Genomic DNA, 14,149 nt, shown 5'->3' with positions numbered 1-14,149 from the left:
ATAGAGTAAAATTTTATGTGATCATTTACTCTGGTAAAAATTCATCGGATAAAATCTCTGTTAAGGTATAGAGACAAGTTTCAGGAAATAAAGATAACCCGGTTTCTCTTTCCGCGCTCAGAGTCGCCAAAGGATACACATCTTCTATCGCTTCAGTCAAATTAGGTTGAAGACTAGGGTTTTTTTGTAGAAGCTTTTCTAACCGGAGGCGTTGCTCTTTAATCGTTAATTGCCAACTCCGAGAGCGTAGGTTTGGCTGAAATTGCCATTTTAATAAGTGCATAATTAAGACTTCTAATCGGCTTTCTAATTGTCGTTGTTCCGAGCGTCCCATGTCCTCTATTTCTTCAGCAATGTTTTGCCAATCAATTTGATTAAGTTGTCCGGTTTTTAATAGCTGTACCTGTTCCTGTGTCCAAGCATAAAAGTCTGTTTCATGGGTGGTTGAGTTCATGGGTTCTCCTGTAATTCAAGATACTATTTACTTTGTTTTTTAAAATGAATCGGACTTTCTGGACTCATTTCAATGATTTCACCTGATTAATAGTTTAACTTGGCGATCGCACAAAATCCCAGCATCAATCACATCTGGTGATAATCCTCTACAGACCATTTTGCTAACGTCTTCATGGCAGAATTACCTGTTTTCGTGATAGAATTGAGTTGTTACTATATTAACATTTTTTAGAGAGTTGTCACAAATCTGATAAGCTGTTAATTATCTAAATTTTCGAGACGATCCAAGCCAGTAAGGGGTTTCAGCCTCTAAAATATACAGTTTAAATGCTCAACAGCTTAACCGTCTTACAATTAAAGTAAGTTTAGAATCTTAATTAACTGATCATGCAGCAACTTTCTATATCGTTCAAAAATATTGATCAATTTCCTTATCACAACTATATTTCTAATCAATCAGATCAAAAACCTTGCTTTATTTCAAAACAGGGAGTGCTTTTTGAAGAAGATTGTCTAACGCTTTTAAAACAGATCAATAACAGTGTAGCTGATGTTATTTTTGCTGATCCTCCCTTTAATTTAGGGAAAAAATATGGCAAAAAGCATGATGATAGTCTCGAAGATAGCGAAAACATCCAGCAAGAACTCAGTCAGTAGAGTAAAAAAGCCAGCAATCTCCCAGATATTTGAGTGGACTTACCCGAATATAACCCTGTAATGTTGAACTGACTGTAAATTGTCCGATTGTATAAGCAGCAACAGCTTGCGTTCTCGCTATCGGGGATATTTATACAGGCGGTGCGTGCGAAGAATGCTTACACACCCTAAAACTTCAGAAGATTGAATGGTAGTATAAGATTGTAAGGGATAGAAGGATTATCCCGATCAACATGGTATATCTTGTAACGGTGAAATAATTACGTCTTCAAATGAAACTGCCTGATTACCTGCGAGTTATTTATCAGCGCACTCCCTTGATCGAGGTTGTGGGACAATTACGCTTCCCTACAATCCTCAAAATCAATAATCAAGAGCCTTATGAATTTCAGGAGAGAATTAGTTCTGATTACCCGATTTTTCAACGATCTCAATCTCTAAATCTCCCACCTGAAATAGTCTCATTATTGCCACAAATAAGCTCTATTTTGCCCAAACATAACACTTATAACTTTCTATCTGAAAATTCAAAATGGAAGTTATCTTTAGACCAAGAAAATCTAATATTAGCCACCTTTGAATACAAGCGATATGAAGAATTTAAAGAAAAATTATTCAACATTGTTAATATATTTAAAGATGTATATAATCCCTCTTTTTACCTAAGATTAGGATTAAGGTATAAGAATTTGATACTTCGCTCTAAATTGAAAATGGAGGATAAAGACAAACCTTGGTCAGCATTAATCAGTCCACAAATTGCTTCAGAGCTACATAGTAGCGAGTTATCTGGTTCGATTTTGACTTCAGTTAAAAATCTGGAAATTGAACTAGAAACAGGCAGAGTTAATTTTAATCATGGTTTAGTCATATCACAAGATCCGTCAAGAGGTAATGTTCAGGAACCTGGTTATTTGTTTGATGCTGATTTTTTTGTAGAAAGCAAAATCAATAAGGAGGAGATTGGGAATGTCTTTGACACCTTTAATCGAACGGGAGGACAGTTATTCCGGTGGAGCATTACAGACGAACTCCACAGAGCAATGGAACCTATTCCGATCACCAATGATTAATTTACTGACTTTTTCTAGTCTGCAAAATACAACTGTAACCATAAAAAGCTCATACCAAAATATTGATGATACTGCCTTTGTTTCAGCAACAATAAAACCTAATATTTTTCAGGAATATCTATATAATTTATCTCCCAGAATAGAGTCGAATGATCAGTCATATCAGAAAATAGCCTGCTTGTTACAGTGCATCTTAATCTTAACTACACTTTCTCAAAATGGTTTGGAGGAAGCTTATCAGAAGTTGGAGTCTATTCAGCAAATAGACAAAATTACTACCGATAATTACTCCATCGAAAGTAAGCTAGAACTCGAAGCCAAATTTAATACCCTCGCAGAAGAATGGCGTGCCGAGACAAGAATGCTGTCATTAGTTACACAGAAGTCAATGCACTCCGCTTATCAGAGAATTATTGGCATGGGGCAGCCTGTTGTACCGTTAATTTTGCGCGATCTGGAACAAAAACCTGACCATTGGTTTTGGGCGTTGAGGGCAATTACTGGTGATAATCCAGTAAAATCTGAACAGTGCGGTCGAATGAAACTTATGGCTCAAGCGTGGATACAATGGGGAAAAGAACACGGTTATGAGTGGTAGACTGGAATACCGCAAAATCTTCAGATTTCCTAATTTAGAGCGTAGTGAATATGAAGTCACAAGTGAAGAAACTGTGGATTATAATTGCTTTGCTTTCGCTGCTGATGAAGATGAATGTAGATGGGATCCGGTAGACCCTGATGGCTACTGGCCTGATGGCGTGCCAAGAGAGTTAACGCTGGACGCTTTTATCAAGGCTTATCAAACTATGGGATATGAATGTTGTGATAATTGCAACCTTGAACCGGGTTTTCAAAAGATAGCAATATACACCTATAATGGTGAGCCACAGCACGCCGCCAGACAAGAAGAAGATGGTATGTGGAAAAGTAAATTAGGAGATTGGGAAGATATAAAACATGAATTACAAGGGTTAGAAAATCCTAATTATTATGGGGTTGTTGAACAAATTTTAAAACGACCGATAAGTTAAGTAATAGAAACCTTAGTCTAAGATGATATTAATTTTAACCGCTAAAATCAAAAAATAAATCTATAAAACCTTAACCTAACCCATGACCCTAACACCCTCAGTAGAATTTTTAGATGAATTTGACATTATTGTAGTCGGGGCCGGACATTCGGGCTGTGAAGCAGCACTAGCAACGGCCCGCTTGGGATGTCGTACTCTGCTCCTAACCCTCAACCTGGATAAAATCGCTTGGCAACCCTGCAACCCGGCCGTTGGAGGCCCTGCTAAGTCCCAACTCGTCCATGAAGTCGATGCTTTGGGCGGGGAAATTGGCAAAATGGCCGACCGCACCTATTTGCAAAAACGGGTGCTGAACATTTCCCGTGGCCCGGCGGTGTGGGCTTTGCGCGCCCAAACTGATAAACGGGAATATGCCGCCGTGATGAAAAATATTGTGGAAAATCAGGATAATTTGACTGTCCGAGAAGGGATGGTAACGGATTTAATTTTAGGTAAAAATCAAGAAATTATTGGGGTTGAAACTTATTTTGGAGTGGCTTTTAAATGTCAAGCGGTAATATTAACAACTGGGACATTTTTAGGGGGAATAATTTGGGTTGGTAATAAATCAATGGCGGCGGGACGGGCGGGAGAATTTGCCGCCGTTGGGTTAACAGAAACCCTCAACCGTTTAGGCTTTGAAACTGGACGCTTAAAAACCGGAACTCCGGCGAGAGTGGATAAACGTTCTGTGGATTATTCTAAGTTAGAACCGCAACCGGGAGATACAGAAGTTCGGTGGTTTAGTTTCGACCCAGAAGTACAAATTGAACGGGAACAAATGTGTTGTCATTTGACTCGAACTACGGCGGAAACCCATCGAATTATTCGAGAAAATTTGCATTTATCTCCGGTTTATGGTGGCTGGGTGGATGCGAAAGGCCCCCGATATTGTCCGAGTATTGAAGATAAAATTGTTCGATTTGCGGATAAAGAAAGTCATCAAATTTTTATTGAGCCGGAAGGTCGAGATATTCCTGAGTTGTATATTCAAGGATTTTCTACGGGCTTACCAGAAACCTTGCAATTGCAAATGTTAAGAAGTCTTCCCGGGTTAGAAAATTGTGCCATGTTGCGTCCGGCTTATGCGGTGGAATATGATTATTTACCTGCAACTCAATGTTATCCCACCTTGATGACGAAGAAAATTGAGGGGCTATTTTGTGCCGGACAAATTAATGGTACAACCGGATATGAAGAAGCCGCAGCCCAGGGTTTAGTGGCGGGAATTAATGCGGTGAGATTTGTTAAACATCAAGAGATGATTGTCTTTTCCCGGGAACAAAGTTACATCGGAACATTAATTGATGATTTATGTACAAAAGACCTGCGAGAACCCTATCGAGTGTTAACCAGTCGGTCGGAATATCGCTTATTATTACGGTCAGATAATGCCGATGAACGGTTAACGCCCTTGGGTCGAGAAATTGGGTTAATTGATGATCGTCGCTGGGAGTTATTTGAACAGAAACAAGAGAATATTATTGCGGAAAAGGAACGATTATATGCTACTCGAATTAAGGAGAATGATCAAGTAGGAATGGCGATTGTTAATGATACCCAACAAAAAATTAAAGGGTCAATTACCCTGGCGGATTTGTTGCGCCGTCCTGGGTTCCATTACGTTGATTTAGAACGGTATAATTTAGGGAATATTCTTTTAAATCAAGTGGAAAAAGAAGGGGCAGAAATTGAGATTAAATATTCAGGATATCTGCAAAGGCAACAAAACCAAGTTGACCAAATTAGTCGCCAATCTAATCGGCTTTTATCGGAAGATTTGAACTATCTCAAAATCGAAACTTTGTCAATGGAAGCGCGAGAAAAGTTAATGAAAGTTAAACCATTAACCATTGGTCAAGCGTCGAGAATTGGGGGAGTAAATCCGGCGGATATTAATGCGTTATTGATTTATTTGGAGGTGAGAAATCGTCAAGAAACGGTGAGTCTTAATTCCCAATCTTAATTGATGTTTGTGGGTTGAGTTAAGCGATTGCTCCACTCAACCCAGGAATATTCTATATTAAGTAGGTAGGCAGGAAGAAACGAAAGTATGTAAAGATAAATAAAGAGGAAGAAGAAATCTACCGAGGTCATGAAAATATGGGTGCTCGTTTAAGGGTATTTCTAACTCGTGAGCAAGACAAAACCCTGTTCAACCTGAGAACAGCAGATATACCACAGAAAGTTAAAGACCGAGCCGAAGTGATTCGCTTAAACTCACAAGGTTGGTACGTCGAAAAAATAGCAACTTATTTCAATTGGACGGCACAGACTGTCAGAGAAGTGTTGCACAAATGGGAAAAGTTGGGGCTAGAAGGGTTATGGGAAAAACCAGGTCGCGGGGGGAAAGCCAAGTGGAAAGAAGAGGACTTAGTATTTTTAGAAGAATGTCTCAGAAGAGAACCCCGGACATACAACTCTGAGCAATTAGCCCAAAAATTAGAACAAGAACGGTCGATTAAATTGAGTCCCGATAGATTAAGACGGGTGCTCAAAAAAAGGGGGTGAATTGGAAGCGAGCCAGAAAGAGCCACAAAGGAAAACAAGATCCGATAGTCCGTGCTCAGAAACAGGCAGATTTAGAGATGTTGGAATTATCGGCTGCGGCTGGAGAAATTGACTTAAAGTATTTAGATGAATCGGGTTTTTGTCTGTGGAGTGAACCGGGTTACACCTATTATTTTAGAGGGGAACAAAAACGTTTAGAACAAACACATCGTCGGGGTCGAAGATTAAGTATTATTGGGTTTTTGCAACAGCAAATCAGTTTTGTTTACGGCTTGGTGATTGGAGGTGTGAATCGCAAGTGTTATATCCAAATGATGGAACAAGAAGCAACAGAGGCTGAAAAAGCCGGACGGATGAGAGTTATTGTCCAAGATAATAGCCCGATACATCAATGCCATGAGGTGAAAAAACTCTGGCCAAAATGGGAAAGTATGGGTTTGTATATTTTCTGTTTACCTAAATATTGTTCCGAAATGAATCCGATTGAATTAGAGTGGCAACATCTCAAAAAAGATGAACTATCAGGACAAACATTTGAGGATGAATTAGACCTAGCTTATGCGGTAATTAATGGTATTCAAGCTAGGGCAGAAAGAGGAAACTACACCACACAACGGATGAAATTTCACTCGGAGCAACAACCAAGTTAACTTTTCGTTACATACTTGTTGATTTTCTCGCCCACCTACTTAATCATCTGCCTAACTCTACGAGGGGGAGGATGTCAATGTTAAGATCAAGGAATTATTGAATTAGGGATTTAAGCCCATCGCAGCTTAGACTATTGTAATGGGACAAGCCTATCTTGTTGATTCTATTAAGGGTAAAGGATTTGAAGGTGCAGCTATCTTACCCGCAGTTTAAAGTTTAGTTCTACCAGCCGTTAATCAACTATGCCAGGTGTACGAGTCGGGTTACTGCATTCTCTGAGTGGAGCGATGGCTTATAGGGAAAAGCCGTTGCTAGAAGCAGAATTAATGACCATTGCCCAAATCAATGATCAGGGGGGGGTTTTAGGGCAAATCATTGAACCCATGATTGAGGATGGTGCCTCAGACTGCTTCACCTTTGAACAAAAAGCCCAAAAATTAATTCAACAGGATGGTGTTACGACCCTGTTTGGCTGTTGGACTTCGGCCAGTCGTCACGGGGTTAGACCGGTACTTGAAGCCTTTAATGCTCAACTTTGGTATCCGGCTTCCTACGAAGGGTTAGAAAATTGTAGCCAAATTTTCTACACGGGGTTTTGTGCGAATCAACAGGTTGAATTAACGATTAGTTGGTTATTGCGAAACCAGAAAACCCGATGTTATTTATTGGGTTGGGATCAGGTGTTTTCCCATACCATGAATAAATTGATGAAAGTCCACCTCAAACATCATGGTGGGGAGGTAGTTGGAGAAGCCTATGTTCCGTCTTCAACGATGGATTTTGAACCTATTATTACTCGGATTCGACAGGCACAACCGGATATTATTATTAATACCCTCAGAGGCGATCGCAATTTAAGTTTTTATCGCCAGTTTTATGAAAGTGGAATTAGGGCTTCTGATTTACCGATTTTAGCCACCTCTTTCTCGGAATCTGAAGCGCAAAGACTTCAAGAAGCCGCCGTTGGTCACTTCAGTTGTTTTCATTATTTTCAAAGTTTAAATACCCCAGAAAATCATCAATTTGTTCAATCTTTTAAACGCTTTTATGGAGAAGAACGGGTTATCAATAACTCTATGGCAACCGCCCATACTCAAATTCATCTCTGGAAACAAGCCGTTGAATTAGCTGAATCTTTTGATGTAGAACGGGTGAGAATTGCAGCCTATGGACAGCGTTTTTTGTCTCCTGGAGGGTTAGTTCGTTTAGAATCCAATCATCATGTTGCTAAGGTTTGTCGTATTGGTCAGGTATTACCCAATCAGCAATTTGAGGTTTTATATACCAGCGAAAAACTGATTAAACCGTTGCCTTGGTTGGGGTTTAATGAAGATAATTTTAATGCCTCTGGCATTGTTTTTGAGTTATTATCTGAACTGAGTCAAGGCATTGAAAGAGCCGAACAATTAGAACAAAAATCCATTGAGTTGCAAGCGACAAAGGCGCAACTCCAGCAGGAAATTGAAACTCGCAAACAGTTTGAATTAGCACTCCAAAAGGCTAATGAACAATTAGAAAAAAAGGTAGAAGAACGCACCGCGGCATTAAAAGAATCGAATGATAATTTAGTCCAAGAAATTGTCCAGCATCAACAATCAGAAAATGCCCTGCGCATGGCTAGAGATCAACTGCAAACGGTTTTAGATGCGGTTCCAGGAACGGTTTCTTGGATTGACTCAGACTTGTGTTATATCGAAGTGAATCAACGATTAGCGGATATGCTTAACCTTCCTAGGGAGCGTTTTATCGGTCAACATATTGGATTTTTAGGAACCAGTTTAGAATTCCAAGATTTTGTTCAAGATTTATTTGATAGTCCTGAAATTGACGCCTATCGAGAAGTCAGGAATCAGGTGAATGGAGAGTGGCGATATTATTTAATTGTGGCTCAAAAGTATAATTATAATCGAGCAGCTTTTGTGGTGGGAATTGATATCACCGAACGCAAACAAGCTGAAGAATCTTTGAAAAATGCTAAAAATCAATTGCAAACAGTATTAGAAGCTGTTCCGGGGACGGTTTCTTGGATTGATTCCGATTTGTGTTATATCGAAGTAAATCAGCGATTAGCCAATATGTTAAACCTCCCTCGGGAGCGTTTTATCGGTCAACATATTGGATTTTTAGGAACCAGTTCGGAATTCCAAGATTTTGTTCAAGATTTATTTGATAGTCCTGAAATTGACACCTATCGAGAAGTTAGAAATCAGGTGAACGGGGAATGGCGACATTATTTAATTGTGGCTCAAAAGTATAATTATAATCGAGCAGCTTTTGTGGTCGGAATTGACATTACTGATCGCAAACAGGCTGAAGAATCTTTGAGAAATGCCAAGAATCAATTACAAACAGTATTAGAAGCAGTTCCAGGGACAGTTTCTTGGATTAATTCAGATTTACGTTATATCGAAGTTAATCAACGCTTGGCAGATATGTTTAGTATGCCTAGAGAAACTTTTATTGATCAAGATATTGGTTTTTTAGGCAATCATTCAGGGTTTACCGAATTTATCCAGGATTTATTTAATAGTCCTGCGATTGATGCCTTTCAAGAGGTTTCATTTTTCCTGAATGAAAAGTTACGATATTATTTAATTGTTGCTCAAAAATATAATGATAATCAAGCTGCCTTTGTCGTCGGAATTGATATTACAGAACGCCGGGATGCCGAAGAAGCATTAAGACTCACCCAAGATCAATTAGAAGCGGTATTAGATGTGGTTCCAGGGACAGTTTCTTGGATTAGTTCAGATTTACGTTATTTGGGAGTCAATCGTTATTTGGCATCAACTTTTGACCTCAAACCCGAAGATTTTGTTAATCAAGATATTGGGTTTTTAAAAGCAAGTTTTCAGTTTAATAATTTCGTCCAAAACTTTTTTGATCATCCCGAAAAAGACTCCTATCAAGAAGTCATGTCTGTAATTCAAGGTAAACCTCGGAATTATTTAATTGTTGCCCATAAATATAACCAAAATCAAGCGGCTTTCTTTGTGGGCATTGATATTACAGAACGTAAACAAGCAGAAGAAGCCCTAAAACAAGCAGAAGCTAACTATCGGAGTATTTTTGAGAATGCTGTTGAAGGCATATTTCAAACCACACCTACAGGGATTTATTTAAGTGCAAATCCGGCTTTAGCTCGAATTTATGGTTATCAATCTCCTGAAGAATTAATCCAAAATCTAACTAATATTCAAGACCAACTCTATGTTCAACCTCAGCGTCGCCAAGAGTTTCTTAAACTATTAGCAGAACAGGGTGCAATTGTCGGATTTGAGTCTCAAATTCGACGCTTAGATGGACAGTTAACTTGGATTTCAGAAAATGCTTTTGCTGTCCGAGATGAAGCCGGAAACCTACTCCATTATGAAGGAACCGTCGAAGATATTAACGAGCGAAAACAAGCAGAAGCCGCCCTACAAAGGGCTATGGAACAGTTGGAAATTCGGGTGGAAGAACGCACCGCTGCCCTGAAGGAAGCCAACCATCAATTAGTCAGAGAAGTTGCCGAAAGAACCAGAATTGAAAATGCCTTACGAGAGTCGGAAGCCGAACTGAGAGCTTTATTTGCTGCGATGACGGATGTAATTACAGTGTTTGATGCAGAAGGAAGATATAAAAAGATTGTCACCACAAATTCAGAGGTTTTATATAGTCCCACAGAAGAACTGCTTGGGAAAACTGTGTTTGAAGTTTTTCCAGCTAGTCATGCCACTTTATTTTATAATCAAATTCAAGAAGTATTAAACACCAGGCAAACTTTAAATATTGAATATAGTTTAGTTTCTGCTGAATATCAACCCGGACATCATGGAACTAATTCATCTCCTTTGAATCCGGGAGATGAAGTTTGGTTTGCGGCAACGGTGTCTCCAATGCCGGATAATTGTGTGATTTGGGTGGCGAGAAATACAACCGAAAGACGCCGGGTTTTAGAAGCATTACAAGCAGAAAGAGAAAAATCGGAACGGTTATTACTGAATATTCTCCCTCCGTCCATTGCCGAACAACTGAAACAGAATCAGCATTCTATTGCTGAACGTTTTGAAAAAGCTACGATTATGTTTGCGGATATTGTAGATTTTACCGGATTTTCTGCTCGCATTTCTCCCTCAGAATTAGTTAATTTCCTGAATCAAATTTTTTCCGCTTTTGATGAATTAGCCGAAAAACATCATTTAGAAAAAATCAAAACCATTGGAGATTCCTATATGGTGGCGGGCGGTTTACCCACTCCTCGCCATGACCATGTGGAAGCTATTGCAGAAATGGCTTTAGATATGCAGGCAGAAATTCGCCGATTTCAAGGACAAATGGGTCAATCTTGTAATTTAAGAATTGGGATTAATACCGGGCCAGTGGTGGCGGGTGTAATTGGCACGAAAAAATTTATCTATGATTTATGGGGAGACGCCGTTAATATTGCGTCGCGCATGGAATCCCAAGGAGAAGTGGGTAAAATTCAGGTGACAGCTGCTACTAAAAACCTTTTAAATGGCAAATATGATTTTGAAGAACGGGGTTTAATTGATGTTAAAGGTCGAGGAGAAATGCTGACCTATTGGTTAACTAAACGCCGATTGTCATAGAATTTGAAAACTTCCAACTCTCTGCCTAAAACCGCCTGGTTTATGGGGTATTTTTTCTCAAAAATTAGTTTTCAGATTCAACTTTTTCTGTGTTTCCACCTTTAATCCATCCCGTGCGATCTCTATCAGTAATAACCCGCACTTTTTGCCATTGTTTATCATCACTTTCTCCCAAGACAACCACTTTTTCTTGATAGGCAATGCCACCAATTCGGTTAGCCTCCGTACTGGGAGTATCGCGTAAAATCAAACCAATCGGCTGGGTGACAATCGCCTGATAAGCACCGGGTTCAAGTTTTTCTGCCTCTGGAGTTGGGATCGGGGTTGGCGTGACCGCTGCTTGGGGAGTAACTGGATTTGCTGCTATTTTTGTTTGGGGGTTATCATTGGGAAAGGTCGGACGTTCTGGAAGTTCTGATAAACGGGCTGCAAAATATAAGGCGGTAGCGACCGTTGCACCCGCTAAAATCAAAATTGCCAGGAAAAAACCCACAATAAATTTAAAAACACCATAAAGACTCATAGTTTTTGGAACCGTTCTATACATAGGTTTTAAACCCCGATCAAAGATACCTATAATACCATCAACCGGTTGACACTCTCAGATCTGAAGACGCTGAGTTTTCAATCTCCCAGACCTGTCTTATAAGCGACGATGTAAACTACTCTGTCGAGAAGCTAAACGGGCTTTCCCCGCCGCCGCCCACTCTTGCAGAAACTCAATTTGTTCTTTAGCAGTTCTGGCTAAGGGGACAATTTGACTCGCTGCTTCTAAAATATCATCGGTTGTGAAATCTCGGTTTTGACTAAAACCAATGTGCATGGCTTCAATTAAGGTCTGTTCAATTTCTGCCCCAGAAAAATCCGGGGTTTCATAGGCTAATCGTTCTGTATCATAGTTTCTAATATTTTGGGGACGTAGTTTAGACAAATGCACTTCAAAAATGGCTTTTCGTTCTTCTTGATAGGGTAATCCCACAAAGAAAATTTCGTCAAATCGTCCCTTTCTTAACATTTCCGGGGGCAAAGATTGAATATTATTTGCCGTTGCGACCACAAAAACCGGGGAGGTTTTTTCAGCTAACCAAGTAATAAATGTTCCAAACACTCGATTACTGGTTCCTGAATCTCCTCTACCATCTAATCCCGAAAAGGCTTTATCAATTTCATCAATCCATAACACACAAGGGGCTAGGGCTTCGGCTAATTGAATCATTTGTCGGGTGCGAGATTCCGATTCTCCAACCAGTCCCGCAAATAAACGCCCCACATCTAATCTTAATAGGGGCAAATGCCAATGATGGGCGATCGCTTTTGCCGTTAAGGATTTTCCCGTTCCTTGAATTCCTACTAATAATAACCCTCTGGGATAGGGTAAGCCATATTGTCTGGCCCGTTCTGAAAAGGCTCCTCCCCGGAGTAATAACCAATCTTTTAAATTATCTAATCCCCCAATATCCGAGATATTTTCCTGGGCAGAATAGAAGTCTAAAATTTGAGTTTGACGAATGGTTTGGCGTTTTTCTTCTAATATTAATTCAATATCATCAGCCTGTAATTCTCCATGGGTAGCGATCGCCTTAGCCAAAATTCGGCGAATCCTTTCCATCGAAAGTCCTTGACACGAACGCACCATTTCATCTAACAAACGAGGATCTAAAGGATTTCCTGTTGTGATTAATAGCCGTTCAACTTCCGTTTTAATTTCTGCTAGATTAGGTAGGGGAAATTCTAAAACCGTTAACACTTCACTCAAATCAGAAGGAATCGAAATTTGGGGAGAAATAATCACCAAATTCTTAGGTTGAGATTTTAATTTTTTCGCCAAATTTCTTAATTTTCGCGAAATAGCAATATCTTCTAAAAATCGATGAAAGTCTCTTAAAATCAAGACAGCTGGCATCGCCTCGGGTAGTTTTTCTACAAATTCTAAGGCTTGTAACGGATTGCGTTTTCCGGCTCCTAAATCATTGGGATTTCCCTCCTGATATCCTTCCACAAAATCCCAGACATAAACCCCACGGTTGCCCTGATCTTTTGCGGCTTGTTTAATTAGGGTTTCGACTCGTTCTTCTTCTAAAGTCGGAATATAGATAATAGCGTAGCGCGATCGCAATAGCAGTTTCAATTCTTCATTGAATTTACTCATAGAAAGGGGGAGTAGGGAGGCAGGGGGGGCAGGGGGGGCAGGGGCAGGGCTGTTTCAAAGTCGGGTGAAAAAGAGTAAAGAAAGAGCGATCGCCACCTGATAAAATGGAGAGAGATCGCCATTTTTTTCTAAAATAAAGATGCTAACAAGTTTAATAGAAAATTCAAAAGAAGTCAAGGATTTCCGAAAAAGTCAGGGAAAAAGATATAGTTTAAGAGCAATTAATTTAGGAAAAATAGACAAAAATCGGGTATGCAAGTCTTACTCAGTAGGGAATAAGAATATTTATGCTACTTAAATGATATCTCCTGTAATTAATATTAATATAGCAATTATATGAAATATTAATTATTCAGAAAATAGCTATCATGTTTGAGAATTATGGCCCAAAAGTAGGCTATAATTTTCAAACATGAAACAGCCCTGCCCTGCTCCCCATTCAACTGAATACAAAATCAAAGACCAATTACATACTTTTGCCACTCTTTATTCATACCGCTTTTAACGTGCCGAGTCACCTCAAAATAGAGGCTGCTATGGGGTTTACGCGGTGGGGTACGCAAAGTCATTCCCGCCTCTTTGGGGGTGCGACTGCCCTTTCTGACATTACAGCAAACACAGGCGGAAACCAAGTTTTCCCAGGTATCCCCGCCCCCACGAGATCGGGGAATAATGTGATCTAGGGTTAAATCCTCGCCGCCGTGACCACAGTATTGACAAGAGTGGCTATCTCGGTGCAATATATTCCTTCGGGTGAGGGGAATGTCTTTATAGGGAACCCGAACATAGTGGCGCAGTCTAATCACGGTGGGCAGTGGAAAATCGGGGAGAAGGAATTTTCCATTATGCTCAACCTGCTCGGCTTTTTCTTTGAGTAATAAGACAACCGCCCGTCGCCAAGTCGTAATATTGAGTGGCTCATAGGAGGCGTTCAATACCAAAACACTACCCATTGGCTGGATTTTGCGATAAGATTTGACCGATATTAAC

11 protein-coding genes are annotated in these 14,149 nt (G+C 39.8%); 7 read left to right on the top strand and 4 right to left on the bottom strand.

Translation table 11 applies throughout. The annotated features are described in order from the left end of the window. Positions 1 to 25 precede the first annotated feature (25 nt). Complete coding sequence (locus tag PL11201_RS13055) at positions 26 to 454, bottom strand: DUF29 domain-containing protein (protein ID WP_079679240.1); 429 nt, start codon at positions 452 to 454, stop codon at positions 26 to 28. Positions 455 to 843: 389 nt separating this feature from the next. Here PL11201_RS13055 and PL11201_RS13050 point away from each other — a divergent pair, with 389 nt between their 5' ends. The 7 genes from PL11201_RS13050 (at position 844) to PL11201_RS13020 (ending at position 11,010) form a co-directional block, all read left to right on the top strand. Further along, positions 844 to 1,113, top strand: a complete 270-nt coding sequence (locus tag PL11201_RS13050; protein WP_079679239.1) for a hypothetical protein — start codon at positions 844 to 846, stop codon at positions 1,111 to 1,113. A gap of 272 nt (positions 1,114 to 1,385) precedes the next feature. Next, positions 1,386 to 2,186 carry a TIGR04255 family protein gene (locus tag PL11201_RS13045; protein WP_079679237.1) on the top strand — a complete coding sequence of 267 codons (801 nt, stop codon included), beginning with the start codon at positions 1,386 to 1,388 and terminating at the stop codon, positions 2,184 to 2,186. Next, positions 2,179 to 2,784 (top strand): hypothetical protein, encoded by a 606-nt coding sequence (locus PL11201_RS27085; RefSeq protein WP_234996684.1) that lies wholly within the window; start codon positions 2,179 to 2,181, stop codon positions 2,782 to 2,784. The genes PL11201_RS13045 and PL11201_RS27085 overlap by 8 nt, the downstream gene beginning before the upstream one ends. Then, on the top strand, positions 2,774 to 3,217 hold the full coding sequence (locus PL11201_RS13035; protein ID WP_079679235.1) for a DUF7689 domain-containing protein: 444 nt from the start codon (positions 2,774 to 2,776) through the stop codon (positions 3,215 to 3,217). Before PL11201_RS27085 ends, PL11201_RS13035 begins: the two co-directional genes overlap by 11 nt. A gap of 82 nt (positions 3,218 to 3,299) precedes the next feature. Further along, positions 3,300 to 5,222 carry a tRNA uridine-5-carboxymethylaminomethyl(34) synthesis enzyme MnmG gene (gene mnmG, locus PL11201_RS13030; protein ID WP_079679234.1) on the top strand — a complete coding sequence of 641 codons (1,923 nt, stop codon included), beginning with the start codon at positions 3,300 to 3,302 and terminating at the stop codon, positions 5,220 to 5,222. A 137-nt stretch (positions 5,223 to 5,359) separates the two neighbouring features. Beyond that, a protein-coding gene (locus tag PL11201_RS13025; RefSeq protein WP_144017631.1) for an IS630 family transposase occupies positions 5,360 to 6,417 on the top strand; the annotation gives its coding sequence in 2 pieces (ribosomal slippage) (positions 5,360 to 5,752 and positions 5,755 to 6,417; 1,056 coding nt in all). A 243-nt stretch (positions 6,418 to 6,660) separates the two neighbouring features. After that, positions 6,661 to 11,010, top strand: a complete 4,350-nt coding sequence (locus PL11201_RS13020; protein ID WP_079679233.1) for a transporter substrate-binding protein — start codon at positions 6,661 to 6,663, stop codon at positions 11,008 to 11,010. 64 nt (positions 11,011 to 11,074) lie between these two features. Here the strand turns inward: PL11201_RS13020 and PL11201_RS13015 are convergent, their stop codons facing one another. From PL11201_RS13015 to PL11201_RS13005, 3 genes are all read right to left on the bottom strand, one after another. Then, the gene (locus PL11201_RS13015) at positions 11,075 to 11,533 is read right to left on the bottom strand and encodes an SH3 domain-containing protein (RefSeq protein WP_079679596.1); all 459 of its coding nucleotides are present in this window, start codon (positions 11,531 to 11,533) and stop codon (positions 11,075 to 11,077) included. A gap of 120 nt (positions 11,534 to 11,653) precedes the next feature. Then, a complete protein-coding gene (locus PL11201_RS13010) occupies positions 11,654 to 13,159 on the bottom strand; it encodes an AAA family ATPase (protein WP_079679232.1) in 1,506 nt (501 codons plus the stop codon). A gap of 455 nt (positions 13,160 to 13,614) precedes the next feature. Beyond that, positions 13,615 to 14,112: an HNH endonuclease gene (locus PL11201_RS13005; RefSeq protein WP_079679230.1), complete on the bottom strand. Its 498-nt coding sequence runs from the start codon at positions 14,110 to 14,112 to the stop codon at positions 13,615 to 13,617. Positions 14,113 to 14,149 lie beyond the last annotated feature (37 nt).

This window comes from Planktothrix sp. PCC 11201, assembly GCF_900009135.1.
In the GTDB taxonomy this organism is placed as follows: Bacteria; Cyanobacteriota; Cyanobacteriia; order Cyanobacteriales; family Microcoleaceae; genus Planktothrix.
The sequence above is the reverse complement of the archived record's forward strand: the minus strand, read 5'-3'. Positions and strand labels throughout refer to the sequence as shown.